This window comes from Ottowia flava (genome assembly GCF_008017535.1).
GTDB classification, from domain to species: Bacteria; Pseudomonadota; Gammaproteobacteria; order Burkholderiales; family Burkholderiaceae_C; genus Ottowia; species Ottowia flava.
This window is the reverse complement of record NZ_VRUA01000005.1, coordinates 93206-111393: the sequence shown is the minus strand read 5'-3', so window position 1 is coordinate 111393 and position 18188 is coordinate 93206. Positions and strand designations below refer to the sequence as shown.

Here is an 18188-nt window from a genome sequence, read left to right as displayed (position 1 = left end):
GGAAAAGGCTTTCAGGAGCTTAGTAAATACAAATGACAATGATTCGTAATCAATATACAAATAGCAACGAATATCCGTGCTCGTCCGCGGGTATCCGCTTGCATTTCAGTGATTGGATAGGGGTTTGAGCCCCATAGAAACTGCGCAGGATGCTAGAAAATTCATAGTGTTGTCGGGGCGCATCAGGGCAGGGATGGCAGCGCCGCAACGCGCGACGCGGCGGCGCTCTGGCGCCAGCCCAGCCAGGCGAAGAACAGCGCCAGCGCCGCGCACAGCACGCCCAGCAGCAGGCCGTCCGGGCTGGGGGCCAGCAGCGCCGATAGCGGCACCAGTGCATTGCAGACCGCCGTGAAGCCCAACAGGCCGGCCGATGCGCGCGCCGTACCGCGCCACAGCGCCCAGGCGACGCAGCCGGTGAAGATCGCGTAGTACGTCCCCTGGTGCAGCGCATCGAGATCGCCCAGCGCCGGTGCCAGCCAGCGGGCCAGCGCCAGCGTGGCGGGCAGGGCCGCGGCGCAACCCAGGCACACGCCCACGGTGAGCGCCGAGACCACGCGCACATGGCGCGGGCGCACCGCCGCGTCGGCGTGCGCGCCGCGTGCGCGCCGGGTGCGGCTCTCGATCCACAGCAGGTTGCCGGTGTAGAACAGCAGCGCCCCCGACAGCCCCAGCAGCACATACAGGATGCGCACCGGATCTCCGCCGAAGCTGCCGAAATGCAGCGCGAACAGGCTGGCCAGCAGCGCGCTGCCCGCAGGGCCCGAGGTGCCGGGCAGGTAGGAGCGGTCGTAGATTTCGCCCGTGCCCAGGTTCACGAAGGCCAGACCAAAGCGGGAGCCGCGCTGGAAGTGGCGTTCGTCGACCCCGTTGACCACCCCCACGGTCACGCCGTCCGGGCGCGTCACCCAGTCCATCGTGCTCGGCTGAAAGTGCGGCACCTGCGCCTGCACGCGCTGGCGAATAGCGCTGGGCGGCAACCAGTCGGTGCGCGCCACTTTGGGCGCTGGCACGCTCTCGCGGGCCACCGTGGCGCGCAGGCCGTTTTGGTAGACCAGCTTGTCCTGTGCGTCGTACACCAGATCGTGCAGGCCGAACACGGCAGCGCTGAGGGCGATCACCAGGTGGAACGGCAGGCTGGTCACGCCCAGCAGGTTGTGCACGTCCAGCCACATGCGCTTGAGGTTGGCGCCAAGCCGCAGGTAGAAAAGGTCCTTCACCAGCGAGGGCAGCAACACCACGATGCCCGAGACCAGCGCCAGCCCGTAGGCCAGCGAGACCAGCCCGATGATGGGCTCGGCCACCTCCAGCGAAATCGGCAGGCCGCCCTTGCGGTGCAGGTAGTCGACGAAGTTGCCGCTGGTGTGGCTGTCGCGCGGCATGCTGTCCATGCGGCGCAACTGGCCATCGCGGCCAAGCTGCCACCACACCGGGTCGGCGCCGCGCGGAACGTGCGCCAGCGCGGGTTGCGCATTGTCGGGCCCGGCCCAGCGCAACCGGACCCGGCCCTTGGCGTCGGGGTGGGTATCCAGGTAGGCGGCGGCCAGCGCGTCTGCGTCGTCGCTGAGCTGACTGGAAGGCGGCGCCGGGGGCTGCGTCCAGCGCGTGATGTCCGCCTCCAGCATGGAGAACGCGCCGGCATAGAAGGCGATGAACAGCATCAGGCCGCAGACGATGCCCACCCAGGTGTGGACGGCGAGGTAGTCCTTGACGGTCTGCGTCTTCATTGCAGCAGCTTCCACGCCAGCAGGGCGGCCAGGTTGGCCAGCAGGAAAAGCACGATGCACTGGCGCCGGCTGCGCGCCAGAAAGGCCACGCACGGGGCCGCACCCCACAGGCCGACCGCCAGCCACATCGCCAGCTGATCGCGCACCGGCATGGGGCCAGCCAGGGCGCCGCCGTACATCAGCAGCCAGCTGAGCCACAGCGCCAGCGGAAAGCCCAGCAGCAAGCCGGTCAGGCCCTTGAAAAGCAGATGGCGTGGCGCCGCCGCGTGGGTGCGCGCGCGGGTCATCGGGCGGCGCTCGCGGCCATTCGTCGGCGGCGTGCCCGCAGGTAGCTCCAGCCAGGGACGACCAGGATCGCCATCGCCAGCACCTCGGCCACGGCTTCGGCCAGACCAGCACCGGCGGCGCGCAGCGGCCAGACCGCCAGCGCCGCGGCGATCAGGCCCAGCGCCGTGCCGCGCCAGCCGCGCAACGGCCCTTCAGCGCGGGGCGTGGCCGACAGGAAAAACCAGCCCGCAGCGGCAGAGAAAAGCAGTCCGAGTGCCATCAAAATCACGAATGCAAATGAGAAGGAGTCGCATTCTATATGCTTTTGATAGAACTCCGAAATTCAGAATAAAAAGTGGCATAAGCCCTTATCCAGAAAGCGCTGCCAGCTATCGAATAAGAAGTAAAAAAGCCCCGCAGGCTACGAACCTGCGGGGCTTTGTCTGCTCTGGCTGGAGCAGGGGCTGGCTTACATCATGCCGTCCATGCCACCCATGCCGCCCATACCACCCATGCCGCCCATGCCACCGGCAGGTGCGTCGTCCTTCGGTGCTTCGGCGACCATGGCTTCGGTCGTCAGCATCAGGCTGGCGACGGAGGCGGCGTTCTGCAGCGCGGTGCGGGTCACTTTCGTCGGGTCCAGAATGCCCATCTCGATCATGTCGCCGTACTCGCCGTTGGCGGCGTTGTAGCCAAAGTTGCCTTTGCCTTCCAGCACCTTGTTGACCACCACGCTGGCTTCGTCGCCGGCGTTGTAGACGATCTCGCGCAGGGGCGCTTCAATGGCCTTGAGCACCAGCTTGACGCCAGCGTCCTGGTCGGCGTTGGCGCCCTTGATCTCGCCAGCGGCTTGCTTGGCGCGCAGCAGCGCCACGCCACCACCGGCCACGATGCCTTCTTCCACCGCAGCGCGGGTGGCGTGCAGGGCGTCTTCCACGCGGGCTTTCTTTTCCTTCATCTCGACTTCGGTGGCAGCACCGACCTTGATGACGGCCACGCCGCCGGCCAGCTTGGCCACGCGCTCTTGCAGCTTCTCGCGGTCGTAGTCGCTGGTGGCTTCTTCGATCTGCACGCGGATCTGCTTGACGCGCGCTTCGATGTCTTCGGCTTTGCCGGCGCCGTCGATGATGGTGGTGTTTTCCTTGCCCACTTCGATCGTCTTGGCCTGGCCCAGGTCGGCCAGGGTGACTTTCTCGAGCGACAGGCCCACTTCTTCGGCGATCACTTTGCCGCCGGTCAGGATGGCGATGTCTTCCAACATGGCTTTGCGGCGGTCGCCGAAGCCAGGCGCCTTGACGGCGACCACTTTCAGGATGCCGCGGATGGTGTTGACCACCAGGGTCGCCAGTGCTTCGCCATCGACTTCTTCAGCGATGATCAGCAGCGGACGGCCGGCCTTGGCCACGGCTTCCAGCGTGGGCAGCAGCTCGCGGATGTTGCTGATCTTCTTGTCGAACAGCAGCACGTACGGGTTGTCCAGAATCGCGGCTTGCTTTTCGGGGTTGTTGATGAAGTAGGGCGACAGGTAGCCGCGGTCAAACTGCATGCCTTCGACCACGTCCAGCTCGTTGTCCAGCGACTTGCCGTCTTCGACGGTGATGACGCCTTCCTTGCCGACCTTGTCCATGGCGTCGGCAATGATCTTGCCGATCGACTCATCGGAGTTGGCGGAGATGGAGCCGACCTGGGCGATTTCCTTGCTGGTCGTGGTGGCCTTGGAGGCCTTTTTCAGCTGCTCGACCAGCTGGGCCACGGCCTTGTCGATGCCGCGCTTGAGGTCCATCGGGTTCATGCCGGCGGCCACGTACTTCATGCCTTCGCGCACGATGGCCTGGGCCAGCACGGTGGCGGTGGTGGTGCCGTCGCCAGCGTTGTCAGACGTCTTGGAAGCGACTTCCTTGACCATCTGGGCGCCCATGTTCTGCAGCTTGTCCTTCAGCTCGATCTCTTTGGCGACCGACACGCCGTCCTTGGTCACCGTGGGGGCGCCGAACGAGCGCTCCAGCACCACGTTGCGGCCTTTGGGGCCCAGGGTGGTCTTGACCGCGTTGGCCAGAATGTTCACGCCTTCAACCATGCGGGCGCGGGCGTCAGAACCGAAAACTACGTCTTTTGCTGCCATTTGATTGGCTCCTGAAAATATGAATGAAAAGTGGCTTTGGCGCTAGATGGATCTGCGCAGCCAGCTATGAATTTGGGAGTATTCGATGGGCGGGAAGAATTACTTCTGTCTTCGGCCGGGCTTTCAGCCCTTAACTTGGTTGCACCAAGTGAGCCTGCGACGAAAGCAAATCACTGCGTGATTTACTTTTCGACGACTGCGAACAGGTCGTCTTCCTTCATCACCAGCAGCTCTTCGCCATCGACCTTGACGGTCTGGCCGCTGTACTTGCCGAACAGCACGCGGTCGCCCACTTTCACGTTCATCGGCAGACGATCACCGTCGTCGTCCATCTTGCCCGGGCCCACGGCCAGGATTTCGCCCTGATCCGGCTTCTCGGCCGCGTTGTCAGGGATCACGATGCCAGAGGCGGTCTTGGTTTCGTTCTCGAGGCGCTTGACGATCACGCGGTCGGCGAGAGGGCGCAGTTTCATGGAGGCTCCTAAATGGTTGAAGTACAACGGTTTATGTCGCTTCGCCGGACCCTGAAGGCCCAGCGGAATCGATCCGGATGCGATGGCGGTCGGCGCGTGTTAGCACTCAACTCCAACGAGTGCTAATCATAAGGGCGAACCCGCGTGTTTCAAGCGCTTTCGTGCGATTGTTTGTGTCTTGGGTCAAGCGGGGTCTGACCAAGGTCGGGCAGGCTGGCGATCCTGCACGGGCGAGCCGCGTCTGGGCGCTTGAGTTCCGGCGAGCTGCGCAGTCGTCGTAGAATCCGGCGACTCGCCACCGCATGGCGAGACCGGCCTCGGACGACCTGGGTGCGGTTCATCCTTTTGGGGACGGCCCTGTGAACTGAGGTTTCATGGACCGATTCCTGGTGCAGTCGCACTGCGCTGCCAAGCTGCTTTTTCTCCCTTCCCGTCACAACTCGGTCTGCGTTGAAGTGCAGACTGATCGCTGTTGCCTGCAAATTCACGCTATGGCCATGGCCACGAGGGGTGCACGATGAACCTGCTCATCTGGGGTTCATTGGCCATGGCGTTCGCCTTGGCTTACACCGCCTGGGCTGCCGCACGCGACGGTACCAACGAGCGGGACGTCAAGGCCTTGTGGTGTTTTTGCGGCTTCTCGTTCATTCTGGCGGGGCTGTTCGCAGCCATCGTCCACCTGTCCCCCGAATAGAGATCGATTGCAACATGGCCAATCCAATTCCCCACACTTCCGAGCGGCTCATTCCGGCCTCCACCTGGGCGCTGATGATCGGTGCCTGGGCCGTTGTCGGACTGTTCTTCGCTTTCGGCAGCCGCTGGCTCGCCGCGCCCATCGATCCTGTGACGGCCAGCCTGGTCTTCGCCGGCCTGTTTGTGACCATCCTGGCCGCGTCGTTCGGCGTGGTGCGCGAGGCCGATCACCTGGCGCATCAGCTCGGGGAGCCTTACGGCACCTTGATCCTGACCCTGTCCATCGTCTCCATCGAGGTGATCCTGATCGCCTCGGTGCTGCTCGGCCCGGCCGAGGTCCCCACCATCGGACGCGATTCGATCTTTGCGGTGATGATGATCATCCTGAATCTGGTGATGGGCATCTGCCTGGTGGTGGGCGCGGCGCGCAACGGCGACCAGGAATACAACGCGCAAGGCGCGGTGACCTACCTGTCGATGATCGTGCTGCTGACCGGCACGGCGCTGGTGCTGCCCACGTTCACTTCGGGCGCCGGCGAGTTCACGCGCACGCAAGCCATCGCCATGAGCGTGCTGACGGCCTTGCTGTACGGCGCCTTCCTGTGGAAACAGATGAGCAGCTACCGCCGCCTGTTCATCCAGCCGGAACCCGGCACCATGGCCATCGGGCATGCTGCCTTCCGCAGCGCCAGCGGCGCTGAAGGGGGTAGCGGCCCCATCGACCGCAAGGCAATGCTGGTGCGGTCGGCCGTCCTGCTGGTGCTGATCCTGCCCATCGTCCTGCTCGCTCACTTTCTGGCCGTGGTGACCGACTACGGCATCGCCGCCATGGGCGCCCCGGCAGCAGTCGGTGGCGTGCTGATCGCCATCATCGTTTTCACGCCCGAGTCCATCACGGCGGTCAAAGCGGCCATGAACAACGAAATGCAGCGCGCCATCAACCTGTGTCTGGGCGCCTTCGTGTCCACCGTGGGCCTGACGGTCCCGGCGGTGTTGATCATCGGGCTGCTGACAGGCAAGCAGGTCATCATGGGCATCCCGCTCGTCGAGGTGGTGCTGTTCGTGCTGACCGTGGCGTTGTCCATGCAGACTTTCAATGGCCAGCGCACGTCGCCGGTGCAGGGCTTCATGCACATCACCTTGTTTGTGATCTTTGGCCTGCTGCTGTTCAACCCCTGACCGCTCGCGTCTTCCTTACGACTTCAGCCCCCGCAGTGCGTGGGGGCTTTTTTGATGCGGCTGCTGCGCCTGGTTGGGCCGCGTCCGTTCAGCCCAACTCCACCGTCACCGGCGCGTGGTCGCTGGGCTTGGGCCACTTGCGCGGCACGCGGTCGATGCTGCAGGCTTGCACGGTGGGCAGCAGCGGCGGGCTGACCAGGATGTGGTCGATGCGCAGGCCGCGGTTCTTCTGGTAGCCCAGCATGCGGTAGTCCCACCACGAAAAGCTTTTCTCGGGCTGCTCGAACAGCCGGAACGCGTCGGTCAGGCCCAGGCCGATCAGGGCCTTGAAGTGGTCGCGCTCTTCGGTGGTGTGGTGAATGGTTTCGGCCAGGCCCACCGGGTCGTAGCTGTCGCGGTCTTCAGGCGCGATGTTGAAGTCGCCCACCAGCACCAGCCGCGGGTGCGCGACCAGCTCGGTCTGCAACCAGGCTTGCAGGCCGGTCAGCCAGGCCATCTTGTAGGCAAACTTGTCGCTGCCGGGCTCCTGGCCGTTGACGAAGTAGCCGTTGACCACGCGCACCGGGCCGCCCGGGCCGGCCACCGTGCCGGCAATGACGCGCGAATGCTCGTCGGCAAAGCCGGCGATGTTGCGCGCCACGTCGCTGACCGGTGTGCGCGACAGCAGGGCCACGCCGTTGTAGGTCTTCTGGCCGAACACGGCGGCCTCGTACCCCGCTTCGCGCAGCGCGTCGTGCGGGAACTTGTCGTCGCTCATCTTCAATTCCTGCAGCGCCAGCACGTCGACCGGGTTGGCGGCCAGCCAGTCGAGCACGTGCTGCAGGCGGGCGGTGAGGGAGTTGACGTTCCAGGTGGTGATCTTCATGGCCATGACACACAGAGAAAGGGGCGCGCCGAGGGGTGGCGGACAAGGCGCCACTTTATAGAATGATTTGCCCCCGGTCCGGCCCGCGCTCGCGTCGCCGAACAAGCCCCCGACTTTCATCGACAGGAGACACGCCATGCCCCCCTTTCGTCCCCGCGCCCTGGGCGCTGCGCTGGTCCTGGCCTGTGCCGCCGTCGGGCTGGCGGGCTGCGCGTCGGTCGGCGGCTCGGCCAGCGCCACGCTGAAAAAGCCGCAGCTCGACCAGATCATCGCCAGCCAGCAGAACCAGCCGGCGGGCAGTTTCGCGGCCTTTCTGGGCCGCGTGAAGGCGAGCCAGCCTGCGCTGCTGCCCGCGATCACGGCGTACGAGCAACGCCAGCCGTTGGCAGGCGACGACCTGGTCAACATCGCGCGGCTGCTGGGCGTGTACAACCGGCTGGCGCACCAGGGCGCGGTGATCGACACCACCACGCAAATGGTCGCGCTCAAGACCGTGCGCGGCAGCGCGCCGCCGCACGAAGACCCGGCCATCATCGCCTTTGGCCAGATGGTGCAGCGCCTGGCGGGCGACTTCGGCCTGAAGTACCGCAACGTGGACAACCGCATCTTTGAAGTGACGTTGCCCGGCACCGGCGCGGAGGAATTCGGCATCCTGACGCACGCCGACGTCGTGCCCGCCAACGCCGAGGAATGGGTGCTGGACGACGGCACCCAACTGGACCCGTTCAAAGTGACGCGCGTGGGCGACTTGTTGTATGGGCGCGGCACCATCGACGACAAGGGCTCCATCGCCGCGGTGCTGTACGCCATGAAGGCTGTGAAGGACAGCGGTTTGCCGCTGCAGCGCAGCATCCGCCTGATGATCGAAACCACCGAGGAAACCGGTGGCGACGCCATGAAGTACTACCAGGGCAAGACGCCGCTGCCCGCCTACAACATCGTGCTGGACAGCCGCTACCCCGCCGTCGTTGCCGAAAAAGGCACGGGCGCGCTGAAGGCCGCCTTCCCGGTGGTGATGGTCAAGCCGGCGCCCGGCGCGGCCGTCATCACGGCGATGACCGGCTCCGGTTCGGCCAACGCCATCCCGCAGACCGCCACGGCGCGCCTGCTGTCGACCGACGTGGCAGGCCTGGCTGCCAAGCTGGAAGCCGCCAAGCCGGCCTTTATCGCCAAGTACGCGCCGCAGGGCGGAAAATTCGACATCGCTATCGCGCGGCAGACGGTGGACGGCGCCGACGGTGTGGACGTCAAGGTCACCGGCAGCTCGGCCCACGGCTCGCGCCCGGAAGAGGGCGTCAACCCGGTGCCGCGGCTGGCGCTGTTCCTGCATGAAGCGGCCGCGCCGCTGGCCGGCAACCATTACGCCCACGCGGTGCGCTACGTCAGCGAGCTGTTCGGCACCGACTACCTGGGCCGCACGCTGGGCGTGGCCTACCGCGACGACTTCATGGGCCCGTTGACGCTGTCGCCCACGCTGATCAAGGTCGACGGCAAGGAACTGGGCGTGACCGCCAACGTGCGCATGCCGCGCGGCAACACGCCCGACGCGCTGAAAGCCGCGCTGGCCCAGCGCATCAACAGCTGGGCCGCTGAGGCCAAGCTGCCCATGACACTGACCCACACGCAAGGCAACTGGATGGCGCGTGACCCCAAGGGCGCCTGGCTGGGCACGCTGCTCAACATTTTTGGCGACACCACGGGGCTGGAGGCCAAGCCCGTGTCCACCGCCGGCAGCACCACCGCCAAGCAGATGCCCAAAGCCATCAACTTCGGCCCGGCCATGCCCGGCAAGAAGTACACGGCGCACAACGCCAAGGAATACAAGGAAGTCAGCGACCTGAACGCCGACTTGCAGATGTTCACCGAGATGCTGGTGCGCATCGGCAACCTGCAGCAGATGCAGTGACGGGTTACTGGCATTTCAGGTGTTTTTGGGCTGTAGCCCTACAACCATCTGCGCAACCAGCTATCAAAACATGAGTATTTGAGGGCTGGCGCCCCTGCGCGGCTGCCTCAGGCGTCGGCGGTGGGGGCGCGGGCCGGGTAGGTCACCGTGCCGTTGCCGTGCACCTGGGCGCCTGGGGTGAGATGGGCGGCTTCGCTGCGGCCATCCATCAGGTGGCAGACCTGTTCGCCTGCGGCCAGCAGGTGGTCGGCAATGATGCGCCGGTGGCAGCGCCACCACACCGCTTCGGAACACATGATGGCGCAGCGCTCGTGCTGGCCCTGCCGCCGCAGCGTTGCCAGCGCGGCGGCGAAGGGCGGCTGCAGCGCCCAGTCGGCGTAGTGGTGAAAGCTGGCGTTGTCCCAGAAGCCGTTCACCTCGGGCGCCACACCGGGCTGCCGGCCGCGCCGCCCGCCCAGGTCGGGCAGGCGTTCGTAGGCGATGCCGCGCTCGGCCAGATCGCGCGCCAGCGTGTCGGCGTTGAACTGCGGGTTGGTGCGCGAGCGCGGGAAGCTGCGCACGTCGATCAGCCGCGTCACGCCCACGGCCTGCAGGCGCGCCGCCAGTTGGTCGACCGACAGCGTCGAATGCCCGATGGTGAAGTAGGGCAGGCGCGCGTCGGTCATGGCGGGGTCCGTCGGCGCGTCAGCTTTTCAGCAAGCGCAGGGCGGTGCCCTTGTGCACCGCCAGGTGCTCGGTCTTGTCGCTGCGGATTTCGTACTGCGGGTCGTCGGGGCTGGCGTGGTGTGTGTAGCCCTTCCAGTCGAAATCGCGGTCGTAGATGCCGACGATGTGCCCGCTGACACGCCCGGCTTCGGAGTTCCAGCCGACGTGGTCGCCGACCTTGAAGCGGTGGATGGTTCGGGTCATGGCTTCACCTCTCGCGTCCAGGGAAGGACCTGCGCATTGTGGGCGCCTGGCATGGCGCCGCGGCAGGCGAGGGTGAAAACCCCTGTCGCTGCAGGTGCGGTGGGGCCGCGCCGAACGTCAGGCCGGCGCCGCGGTGCGCTGCCAAGTGACGAAGGCGCCGCGCAAGCCGGTGGTCGAGTCGAACGGCTCGCGCGCCACCTCGTGCCATTCGGGGCCGAGCGTGGGGGCGAACGCGTCGCCGTTGAAGTCGGCGTCGATCACCGTTTCGACCACCGTGTCGGCCAGTGGCAGGGCCTGGGCGTAGATCTGCGCGCCGCCGATGACCCACACGGCGTCGGCGCTTTCACAAAGTTGTAGCGCCTTGCGCAGGTCTGGTGCGGTTGTGGCGCCGTTTTCTTGCCAATCGGCCTGCCGCGTGACGACGATGTTGGTGCGTCCCGGCAGCGGCCGAAAGCGGGCGGGCAGGGAATCCCAGGTCTTGCGCCCCATGATGACCGGATGGTGCATCGTGGTGCGCTTGAAGTGCGCCAGGTCTTCCGGCAGGTGCCAAGGCATCTGGCCGTCCTTGCCGATGACGCCGTTGCGGGCGCGGGCGTAGATGAGCTGAATTTTCATACCGGGCAGGGCACGTGCGGGTGTCGGAACACAGGCCCGCATTGTGCGGGCAACAAGCGGGGGCGAGCGTTTCCGCTGGCCCCTGCAGCGGTCAGCGGCGGACCAGTTGCTGCGCCGCCGCGGCGATCTTGGCGGCGTCGACGCGGGCTTCGGCCTCCAGCGTGGGCGCATAGCCCACCGGGATGCGCGGGGCACCCAGGCGCGCGACCTTGGCGTTCGTCTGTTCGGCCACCGTGGCGGCGATTTCGGCGCCAAAGCCGGCGACCTGGATCGCCTCGTGCACCACCAGCAGGCGGCCAGTCTTGGCGACGCTGGCCAGCACGGCGGCCTTGTCCCACGGCCAGATGGTGCGCAGGTCGATCACCTCGGCTTGCACGCCTTGGGCGGCCAGCTGTTCAGCGGCTTGGGCGCAGGCCTGCACCTGGCGCGACCAGGAGACGATGGTCACGTCAGCGCCCTCGCGCAAGGTGCGCGCCTTGCCCAGCGGCACGACTTCGCCGGGCACCACTTCGCCCGGCACGCCCCACAGCTCCTTGTGCTCCATGTAGATCACCGGGTCGCCCGAGGCCAGCGCCGCCAGCAGCAGCCCGTGGTTGTCCGCCGCCGTGCCGGGCGTGACCACCACCAGCCCGGGGATGTGGGCAAACCACGCTTCCAGCGACTGGCTGTGCTGCGCGGCCGAGGACGACCAGATGCCGATCGGCATGCGCATGACCAGGGGCACGCGGCCCTGGCCGCCGAACATGTAGCGGTTTTTGGCGGCCTGGTTGACCACTTCGTCGATCGCGCACAGCGCGAAGTCGACCACGCGCAATTCGACCACCGGCTTGCAACCGGCCAGCGCCATGCCGACGGCGGCGCCGACGATGGTGCTTTCGGAAATCGGCGTGTCCACGATGCGCTCCGGCCCGAAGCGCTTGACCAGCGGCTGTCCGTCCGCGTCGCGGTACTGGCCGAACACGCCGCCGCGGCCCAGGTCTTCGCCCAGGGCCAGCACGTGCGGGTCGGCTTCCATGGCTTGGGCCAGCGCCAGCGCAGCACCCTGCGCATACGTCATCGTCACGGCGGCGCTCATGCCCACATTCCTTCTCCGGTGTTCTGAATATCGGTGTATGCCGCGCTGCGGTCGGGCAATGGGGCGGCGGTGGCGGTGGCCACGGCGGCGTCGATCTCGGCCTTGGCTTCGCGGTCGATCTGCTCGGCGGCGGCGCCATGGCCTTGCGCGACCAGTTGCGCGCGTGTGCGGGCGATGCCGTCGCGCGCCAGGGCGGCTTGCACCTCCTGCGGGTCGCGGTAGGTGGCGGCGTCGACCGAGACGTGGCCCTTGTGCCGGTCGGTCAGCGCGTGCAGCAGGCGCGGGCCGCTGCCGCTGCGGATCTCGCGGATCAGCTCGGTCGCGGCGTCGCTCACGGCCTGCACGTCGGTGCCGTCGACCTGCACGGCGGCGATGCCCATCGACGTGGCGCGCGCGCTGGCGCCGGGGCCGGCGGTCATGGGCGCGCTGGCGGTGGTGGCCGAAATGCGGTTGTCCTCGCACACGAACAGCACCGGCAGGTGGTAGACCACGGCCCAGTTCAGCGCTTCCATGAAGGGGCCGCGGTTGATGGCGCCGTCGCCGAAGAAGCACACGGCGATGGCGTCTTGCCCGCGGATCTTCAGGCCCTGCGCGGCGCCCACGGCGATCGGCAGGCCGGCGGCGACGACGCCGTTGGCGCCCAGCATGCCGACGGAGAAGTCGGCGATGTGCATGGAGCCGCCCTTGCCGCTGTTGTAGCCGGTGGCGCGGCCGAACAGCTCGCACATCATCCTGGTCGGGTCGGCCCCCTTGGCCAGCGTGTGGCCGTGGCCGCGGTGGGTGGAGGTCAGCAGGTCGGCGGGCTTCAGGTGCGCGCACACGCCGGCGGCCACGGCTTCCTGGCCGGTGGACAAATGCAGCGGGCCGCGCACCAGCGCGGGCTTGTCGGCGGCGGCATGGCCCCAGGCGGCCACGCCGCCCTGGCTGGCGATTTCGGCCGCGTCTTCAAAGGCGCGTATGCGCACCATGGCGCGGTACAGCGAAAGCAGATCGGTCATCGTTATGCTATTAAAAAAGAAGCTGCCCGCGCAGGTGGTTGTAGCGCGGGAGGCCGATTTGGCTTGAAAAAAACCTACACCGCCACAGGCGCCTTGATGGCCGGGTGGTGCTGGTAGTCCCGCACGTCGAAGTCCTCGAACTGGTAGTCGAAGATCGATGCGGGGCGCCGCTGGATGTGCAGCGTGGGGTAAGGATAGGGCGTGCGCGACAGCTGTTCGCGCACTTGATCGACGTGGTTGTCGTAGATGTGACAGTCGCCGCCGGTCCAGATGAAGTCGCCCACCTGCAGATCGCACTGCTGCGCCACCATGTGCGTGAGCAGCGCGTAACTGGCGATGTTGAAGGGCACGCCCAGAAAGATGTCGGCGCTGCGCTGGTACAGCTGGCAGCTCAGCTTGCCGGGCTGGCCAGCCACCTCCGATGGCGCCACATAGAACTGGAAGAACGCGTGGCAGGGCATCAGCGCCATCTGGTCGAGCTCGGCCACGTTCCAGGCGCTGACGATGATGCGGCGCGAATCGGGGTTGCTTTTCAGCGTGTCGATCACCTGCTGGATCTGGTCGATGTGCCCGCCATCGGGCGTTGGCCAGCTGCGCCACTGCACGCCGTACACCGGGCCCAGGTCGCCGTCGGGTCGGGCCCATTCGTCCCAGATCGTCACGCCGCGCTCGCGCAGCCAGTCGTTGTTGGACGAGCCGGTCAAGAACCACAGCAGCTCGTAGATGATGCTTTTGAGGTGCACCTTCTTGGTCGTGACCAGCGGGAAGCCCTCGCTCAGGTCAAACCGCATCTGGTAGCCGAACACGCTTTTCGTGCCCGTGCCGGTGCGGTCGCTCTTGGCCACGCCGTGCTCGGCCACGTGGCGCATGAAGTCTTCGTACTGGTGGCGGATCGGGCGGCTCATGCGGGCGATTCTCGCATCGCCAGCGGGGCTGGCGCCGGCTGGGGGCATCGGCGGCGGCGGCGGGGCGGATTGGGGCGTTTACCTACGCCAGTAAGCGCGCCGACTCCCGACAATCGCGGCCATGATGGACCCGCTCACCTGGCCGCCCCTGCTGCGCCGCAACCCCAGCGCCCTGCTGCTGGCGGCCCAACTGCTGGGCGTGCTGCTATACCCCTTGATGGAAGAACACGCGGGCGGGCAGATCCTGCTGACGGCGTTCGGGCTGATGGTGCTGGGCCTGGCGCTGTGGGTGGTGCGGCGCAGCCCGGTGGCGTCGTGGGGAGCGGTGGTGCTGGCCGGTTTGGTGGTGCTGATGTCGGTAGCGAACGTGGTGCACCCGCTGCGCACGCTGACGGCCGCCATCGCGCTGGCCGAAAGCGCCTTCTATTTCTACGCTGCGCTCAGCCTGTGCGTCTACATGCTGCAGGACCAGCACGCCAGCCGCGACGAGTTGTTCGCCGCTGCCGCCACCTTCACCGTGCTGGCCTGGGCGTTCGCCCACCTGTTTGCCGCCTGCCAGGCGATCGCGCCGCACAGCTTTGGCGCGCAGATCGACCCCGAGCAGCCACGCACCTGGATCGAGCTGCTGTTCCTCAGCTTTTCCACGCTGTCGGGCGTGGGCCTGGGCGACATCATTCCGCTCAAGCCGATGGCGCGCTCGCTCGTCATGCTGGGCGAATTCACCGGCGTGATGTACGTCGCGCTGGTGGTGTCGCGCCTGGTGGGGCTGCTGACGATCAAGCGGCTGGGGCGCTGAGCCCGACGGCCTGCCGGGCCAGCAAAAAGCGGGCCGCTGGCGCGGCCGGCCGCTGCGCACTCCCGCCCTGATAGCAGCCCGCGCACGCCCCGCAAGGCTTTGCCGAGGCACATGAAAAGCGCTTGCCAAGCGGTCATGGACGCGGCCAGAATACTGTATAAAAATACAGTTAATCATGGCTGCTCTACCTGCTTTTTCTGCCGATCAGGCCGCCTGCCACGGCGTCTGGATGGCCGACGAAATCGCGTCGGCTCAGGCCGCGGTCGCCCCCACCGGCCACGCCGCGCTGGACGCCGAATTGCCCGGCGCCGGCTGGCCGCTGGGCGCCTTGATCGAGGTGCTGCAACCGGCGCCGCAGGGCAGCGTCTGGCCGCTGCTGCTGCCCGCGCTGGCGCGCCAGGCACAGCAGGGGCGCGTGGCGCTGATCCAGCCGCCGCACGAGCCCTTTGTGCCCGCCCTGGTGGCCGCTGGCGTGCCCTGGTCGCAGACGCTGTGGATCCAGGGCGCCACCCCCGCGCAGGCCGCGTGGGCGGGCGAGCAGGCGCTGCGCTGCCAGGACGTGGCCGCCGTCGTGGCCTGGCTGCCGCGGGCGCAGGCGGCCGATTTGCGGCGGCTGCACCAGGCGGCGGCGTCCACCGGCGCGCTGCTGTTCGTGCTGCGGCCCGCGCACGCGGCGCAGGCGGCGTCGCCCGCGCGCGTGCGGCTGCGGGTGGCGGCCGCACTGCCCCCTTTAAGCCGGCCGCGGCTGCGGCTGGTGGGGGCGGCGCCGGTGCCGGCCGATGCACCCCGGGCGGCCTGGCCGCAGCTGCGGGTCGATCTGCTCAAGCGCCGCGGCCCGCCGCTGGCCCAACCGCTGTGGCTGCCGGCGGCCGGTGACGCCGTGTTGAGCGTGGCGCGCGCCGCGCTGCGCGCCGCCCAAGGGGACGGCGTTGACCGTGCCGATGACCTGCGGCCCGCCCCGCTGCCGCACACGCGGGTGATGAACGAGGCGCTGGGCGGGGCACGCCCCGCCGCTGCGCCCACCGTGCACCGGCTCCTGCCGCGCCGCGCCAGCGGTCAACGGCCGCCACCGGGCGCGCGCCCGGGCTCACCCCAGGAGGACGGCCATGCACTGGCTGGCATTGCGGTGGCCGTTGCCTGAGGCGACGCCCGCGGCCACGCCAGCGCCTTTGTCCGCGGAGGCGCTGGCCTGGTGGGCGCTGGGCTTCACCCCGCACGTCGCCTGGGTCGATGAAGGCCTGTTGATGGAGGTGTCCGCCTGCGAACGCCTGTGGGGCGGCCGGCGCGCGCTGCTGCGCCAGGTCTGGACCCGCCAGCCGGCCGACACCGTGCCGCTGGCCGCGCAAGGGCCGACCAGCCTGGTGGCACTGGCGCACCTGCGGCTGAAAGGCGCGGGCGCTGGCGACACCGCTGCGTCCACCGCGCTGGCGCGCGCGGCCGATCTGCCCCTGCACACCCTGAGCGCTGCGCGCCCGCACCTAGCCACGCTGTCGCAACTGGGCTGCCGCCGCTGGGGCGACGTGGCGGCGCTGCCGCGCGCCGGCCTGGCGCGGCGCTTCGGCCCGGGGCTGGGCCGCGCACTTGATGTCGCCCTGGGCCGCGCGCCCGACGTCTGCGCCTGGATCACCCCGCCCGACACCTTCGAGCAGACGCTGGAGCTGCCCGAGCGCGCCGACACCTCCCCGGCGCTGCTGTGGTCGGCGCGGCGCCTGCTGCAGGCGCTGCAGCACTGGCTGGCCGCGCGCCACCAGGGCGTGCGCGCGCTGGAACTGTCCTGGCGCTTCGACCAGCGCCGCCTGAACGGGCAGGAGCTGCCGCCCGAGCAGGCCATCGAATTGCGCACCGCCGAGCCGGTGCAGGCCATGGCCCATTTGCAGCGCCTGCTGGCCGAGCGCTTGGCGCGCACCGCCATGCTGGCGCCCGCGCGCAGCCTGCGCCTGCGCGCGCTCGACACCGCGCCCTGGCAGGCCGACACGCCCAGCTTCCTGCCCGAAGACCAGCCGCGCGGCGAGCCCTGGCACGTCTTCATCGAACGCGTCAGCGCCCGCCTGGGCGCCCACAACGTGCGCCTGCCCGTCGCGCAGGCCGACCACCGCCCCGAAAGCCGCCAGCACTGGCAGGCGGCTGAACAGACCCTGCGCCGCCCCACCGCGCGCTCCGCCGCCGCCCACCGCCCCACCGCCCAAGGAAAACCCATGCCTACCGCCACCACGTCCGCCCGCCACCTGCCCGACGCCCTCAGCCCCACCTGGCTGCTGCGCCCGCCCCAGCCCCTGGCCACCGTCCACGACCAGCCCTTGCACAAAGGACAAGCCTTGCGCCTGATCAGCGGCCCGCAGCGCGTCGAAGCCGGCTGGTGGGCCGACGCCGTGCCGGCGGAAGATCGGGAGGGTGCCGCGCCGCCCGTAGCGCGTGAGCGCACAGCGCGTTACGCCGCCGGGGCGGCCGGCGGCAGCACAGCACGCGAAGCCGCGGAGCGTGAGGGCCATCACTCGCCGCCGCCCGGCCGCCCGAAGGCGGCGAGCGCCCCCTCGGGGGGCAGCGCAGCAGGCGAAGCCGCGGAGCATGGGGGCAACTACCCTGCCGCCGGGCCGCTCCCAAGGCGAGGTGTGGCCCCCTTGGGGGACAGCGCAGCAGGCGAAGCCGCTGAGCGTGGGGGCCATCACCCGCCGCCGGGCCGCCCCAAGGCGGGTGCGGCCCCCTCGGGGGGCAGCGGACCACGCGAAGCGGGGGAGCGTGGGGGCCAAGTCTCTCGCGATTACTTCATCGCCCAAAGCGCCACGGCCGAGCTGCTGTGGATCTACCGCGAACGCCCCACCGCCGCCGATGTGGCGCGCGGTGACGCGGGGGCGGGGCAGGGCGCGGCCACGCGCTGGTTCCTGCACGGGCTGTATGCCTGAACTCAGCCACAAGCAGCAGGCCGAACGCGCCGACTGGCTGCGCCGCCAAGCGCGTGGCGACCAACCGTCGCCGGGCCGCCCCAAGGCGGCTGGGGCCCCCTCGGGGGGCAGCGGACCACGCGAAGCGGGGGAGCGTGGGGGCAACCACCCCGCCGCCGGGCCGATCCCAAGGCGAGGTGCGGCCCCGGCACCCGGCTTGTCCGGGGAGGCCTCCCCGGACTGGGGCAGCGCAGCAGGCGAAGCCGTGGAGCGTGGGGGCCACTCGCCACCGCCCGGCCGCCCGAAGGCGGCGAGCGCCCCCTCGGGGGGCAGCGCAGCAGGCGAAGCCGCGCAGCGTGGGGGTCTGTCCAGCCGCCGTAGGGCCGCTCCCAAGGCGGCTGGGGCCCCCTCGGGGGGCAGCGGACCACGCGAAGCGGGGGAGCGTGGGGGCCTATTTTTTGAGCTGCACTGCCTCACCCACTTCAGCTTCCAGCGCGGCGCCAGCAGCCCGGAAGAGCTGGTGCAGCGCGCCTGGGCGCTGGGCTATTCGGCGCTGGCCATCACCGACGAATGTTCCGTGGCCGGCGTGGTGCGCGCCTGGCAGGCGCTGGGCGAGCTGGAGCGTTCGTCTCCCGCCCAGAAGGACAGCGACGACAGCGATGTTCCCGCCGCACTGGCCGCGTTGCACGCTGCGCGCGCCGCCACCGGCGTGGCCGCGCCGCTGCAACTGCTCTACGGCGGCGAGTTCCGCTTTGGCGGGCAGGGCACGCTGGTGGTGCTGG

18 protein-coding genes and 1 pseudogene are annotated in these 18188 nt (G+C 68.6%); 7 read left to right on the top strand and 12 right to left on the bottom strand.

What is annotated here, in order from left to right; all coding sequences use genetic code 11:
• Positions 1 to 182: 182 nt before the first annotated feature.
• From FVQ98_RS07750 to groES, 5 genes are all read right to left on the bottom strand, one after another.
• A complete protein-coding gene (locus tag FVQ98_RS07750) occupies positions 183 to 1724 on the bottom strand; it encodes a PepSY-associated TM helix domain-containing protein (RefSeq protein ID WP_147912864.1) in 1542 nt (513 codons plus the stop codon).
• The gene (locus FVQ98_RS07745; RefSeq protein WP_147912863.1) at positions 1721 to 2011 is read right to left on the bottom strand and encodes a hypothetical protein; all 291 of its coding nucleotides are present in this window, start codon (positions 2009 to 2011) and stop codon (positions 1721 to 1723) included. The genes FVQ98_RS07750 and FVQ98_RS07745 overlap by 4 nt, the downstream gene beginning before the upstream one ends.
• Positions 2008 to 2271 (bottom strand): hypothetical protein, encoded by a 264-nt coding sequence (locus FVQ98_RS07740; protein ID WP_147912862.1) that lies wholly within the window; start codon positions 2269 to 2271, stop codon positions 2008 to 2010. The genes FVQ98_RS07745 and FVQ98_RS07740 overlap by 4 nt, the downstream gene beginning before the upstream one ends.
• A gap of 189 nt (positions 2272 to 2460) precedes the next feature.
• Positions 2461 to 4113: a chaperonin GroEL gene (gene groL, locus FVQ98_RS07735; protein WP_147912861.1), complete on the bottom strand. Its 1653-nt coding sequence runs from the start codon at positions 4111 to 4113 to the stop codon at positions 2461 to 2463.
• Positions 4114 to 4295: 182 nt separating this feature from the next.
• Positions 4296 to 4586, bottom strand: a complete 291-nt coding sequence (gene groES, locus FVQ98_RS07730) for a co-chaperone GroES (RefSeq protein WP_147912860.1) — start codon at positions 4584 to 4586, stop codon at positions 4296 to 4298.
• 517 nt (positions 4587 to 5103) lie between these two features.
• On the opposite strand from groES, the gene FVQ98_RS19630 reads away from it, so the two are divergent.
• On the top strand, positions 5104 to 5280 hold the full coding sequence (locus tag FVQ98_RS19630) for a hypothetical protein (protein WP_187265671.1): 177 nt from the start codon (positions 5104 to 5106) through the stop codon (positions 5278 to 5280).
• Positions 5281 to 5294: 14 nt separating this feature from the next.
• Positions 5295 to 6458, top strand: coding sequence for a calcium:cation antiporter (locus FVQ98_RS07725; RefSeq protein ID WP_147912859.1), 1164 nt, complete (start codon positions 5295 to 5297; stop codon positions 6456 to 6458).
• An 88-nt stretch (positions 6459 to 6546) separates the two neighbouring features.
• Here the strand turns inward: FVQ98_RS07725 and xth are convergent, their stop codons facing one another.
• Complete coding sequence (xth, locus tag FVQ98_RS07720) at positions 6547 to 7323, bottom strand: exodeoxyribonuclease III (RefSeq protein WP_147912858.1); 777 nt, start codon at positions 7321 to 7323, stop codon at positions 6547 to 6549.
• A gap of 136 nt (positions 7324 to 7459) precedes the next feature.
• Here xth and FVQ98_RS07715 point away from each other — a divergent pair, with 136 nt between their 5' ends.
• Complete coding sequence (locus FVQ98_RS07715; RefSeq protein WP_147912857.1) at positions 7460 to 9229, top strand: dipeptidase; 1770 nt, start codon at positions 7460 to 7462, stop codon at positions 9227 to 9229.
• A gap of 107 nt (positions 9230 to 9336) precedes the next feature.
• Here FVQ98_RS07715 and FVQ98_RS07710 read toward each other — a convergent pair whose 3' ends face one another.
• The 6 genes from FVQ98_RS07710 to FVQ98_RS07685 all read right to left on the bottom strand — a co-directional run bounded on the left by FVQ98_RS07710 (position 9337) and on the right by FVQ98_RS07685 (position 13731).
• The gene (locus FVQ98_RS07710; RefSeq protein ID WP_147912856.1) at positions 9337 to 9894 is read right to left on the bottom strand and encodes a DUF488 domain-containing protein; all 558 of its coding nucleotides are present in this window, start codon (positions 9892 to 9894) and stop codon (positions 9337 to 9339) included.
• Between the two features lie 19 nt (positions 9895 to 9913).
• Complete coding sequence (locus FVQ98_RS07705) at positions 9914 to 10138, bottom strand: hypervirulence associated TUDOR domain-containing protein (RefSeq protein WP_147912855.1); 225 nt, start codon at positions 10136 to 10138, stop codon at positions 9914 to 9916.
• A gap of 117 nt (positions 10139 to 10255) precedes the next feature.
• Entirely contained in the window at positions 10256 to 10753 is a 498-nt protein-coding gene (locus tag FVQ98_RS07700; RefSeq protein WP_147912854.1) for a dihydrofolate reductase, read from the bottom strand.
• 91 nt (positions 10754 to 10844) lie between these two features.
• Positions 10845 to 11828: an alpha-ketoacid dehydrogenase subunit beta gene (locus FVQ98_RS07695; protein WP_147912853.1), complete on the bottom strand. Its 984-nt coding sequence runs from the start codon at positions 11826 to 11828 to the stop codon at positions 10845 to 10847.
• Positions 11825 to 12826 (bottom strand): thiamine pyrophosphate-dependent dehydrogenase E1 component subunit alpha, encoded by a 1002-nt coding sequence (locus FVQ98_RS07690; protein ID WP_255507680.1) that lies wholly within the window; start codon positions 12824 to 12826, stop codon positions 11825 to 11827. Before FVQ98_RS07690 ends, FVQ98_RS07695 begins: the two co-directional genes overlap by 4 nt.
• A gap of 74 nt (positions 12827 to 12900) precedes the next feature.
• Positions 12901 to 13731, bottom strand: coding sequence for a thymidylate synthase (locus FVQ98_RS07685; RefSeq protein ID WP_147912852.1), 831 nt, complete (start codon positions 13729 to 13731; stop codon positions 12901 to 12903).
• Positions 13732 to 13852: 121 nt separating this feature from the next.
• Here FVQ98_RS07685 and FVQ98_RS07680 point away from each other — a divergent pair, with 121 nt between their 5' ends.
• The 4 genes and pseudogenes from FVQ98_RS07680 to FVQ98_RS20395 all read left to right on the top strand — a co-directional run.
• Complete coding sequence (locus tag FVQ98_RS07680; RefSeq protein ID WP_147912851.1) at positions 13853 to 14527, top strand: ion channel; 675 nt, start codon at positions 13853 to 13855, stop codon at positions 14525 to 14527.
• 175 nt (positions 14528 to 14702) lie between these two features.
• Positions 14703 to 15668, top strand: coding sequence for a translesion DNA synthesis-associated protein ImuA (gene imuA, locus FVQ98_RS07675; protein WP_147912850.1), 966 nt, complete (start codon positions 14703 to 14705; stop codon positions 15666 to 15668).
• Positions 15634 to 17427 carry a Y-family DNA polymerase gene (locus FVQ98_RS07670; RefSeq protein ID WP_147912849.1) on the top strand — a complete coding sequence of 598 codons (1794 nt, stop codon included), beginning with the start codon at positions 15634 to 15636 and terminating at the stop codon, positions 17425 to 17427. Before imuA ends, FVQ98_RS07670 begins: the two co-directional genes overlap by 35 nt.
• 442 nt (positions 17428 to 17869) lie before the next feature.
• Positions 17870 to 18187: pseudogene (locus tag FVQ98_RS20395) on the top strand (PHP domain-containing protein); the annotation flags it as partial.
• Position 18188: the final 1 nt, after the last annotated feature.

Bases quoted from the DNA above. Each gene is read 5' to 3' on its own strand.
- FVQ98_RS07750 (WP_147912864.1), bottom strand. From the start codon at position 1,724: ATGAAGACGCAGACCGTCAAGGACTACCTCGCCGTCCACACCTGGGTG.
- FVQ98_RS07745 (WP_147912863.1), bottom strand. From the start codon at position 2,011: ATGACCCGCGCGCGCACCCACGCGGCGGCGCCACGCCATCTGCTTTTC.
- FVQ98_RS07740 (WP_147912862.1), bottom strand. From the start codon at position 2,271: ATGGCACTCGGACTGCTTTTCTCTGCCGCTGCGGGCTGGTTTTTCCTG.
- groL (WP_147912861.1), bottom strand. From the start codon at position 4,113: ATGGCAGCAAAAGACGTAGTTTTCGGTTCTGACGCCCGCGCCCGCATG.
- groES (WP_147912860.1), bottom strand. From the start codon at position 4,586: ATGAAACTGCGCCCTCTCGCCGACCGCGTGATCGTCAAGCGCCTCGAG.
- FVQ98_RS19630 (WP_187265671.1), top strand. From the start codon at position 5,104: ATGAACCTGCTCATCTGGGGTTCATTGGCCATGGCGTTCGCCTTGGCT.
- FVQ98_RS07725 (WP_147912859.1), top strand. From the start codon at position 5,295: ATGGCCAATCCAATTCCCCACACTTCCGAGCGGCTCATTCCGGCCTCC.
- xth (WP_147912858.1), bottom strand. From the start codon at position 7,323: ATGAAGATCACCACCTGGAACGTCAACTCCCTCACCGCCCGCCTGCAG.
- FVQ98_RS07715 (WP_147912857.1), top strand. From the start codon at position 7,460: ATGCCCCCCTTTCGTCCCCGCGCCCTGGGCGCTGCGCTGGTCCTGGCC.
- FVQ98_RS07710 (WP_147912856.1), bottom strand. From the start codon at position 9,894: ATGACCGACGCGCGCCTGCCCTACTTCACCATCGGGCATTCGACGCTG.
- FVQ98_RS07705 (WP_147912855.1), bottom strand. From the start codon at position 10,138: ATGACCCGAACCATCCACCGCTTCAAGGTCGGCGACCACGTCGGCTGG.
- FVQ98_RS07700 (WP_147912854.1), bottom strand. From the start codon at position 10,753: ATGAAAATTCAGCTCATCTACGCCCGCGCCCGCAACGGCGTCATCGGC.
- FVQ98_RS07695 (WP_147912853.1), bottom strand. From the start codon at position 11,828: ATGAGCGCCGCCGTGACGATGACGTATGCGCAGGGTGCTGCGCTGGCG.
- FVQ98_RS07690 (WP_255507680.1), bottom strand. From the start codon at position 12,826: ATGACCGATCTGCTTTCGCTGTACCGCGCCATGGTGCGCATACGCGCC.
- FVQ98_RS07685 (WP_147912852.1), bottom strand. From the start codon at position 13,731: ATGAGCCGCCCGATCCGCCACCAGTACGAAGACTTCATGCGCCACGTG.
- FVQ98_RS07680 (WP_147912851.1), top strand. From the start codon at position 13,853: ATGATGGACCCGCTCACCTGGCCGCCCCTGCTGCGCCGCAACCCCAGC.
- imuA (WP_147912850.1), top strand. From the start codon at position 14,703: ATGGCTGCTCTACCTGCTTTTTCTGCCGATCAGGCCGCCTGCCACGGC.
- FVQ98_RS07670 (WP_147912849.1), top strand. From the start codon at position 15,634: ATGCACTGGCTGGCATTGCGGTGGCCGTTGCCTGAGGCGACGCCCGCG.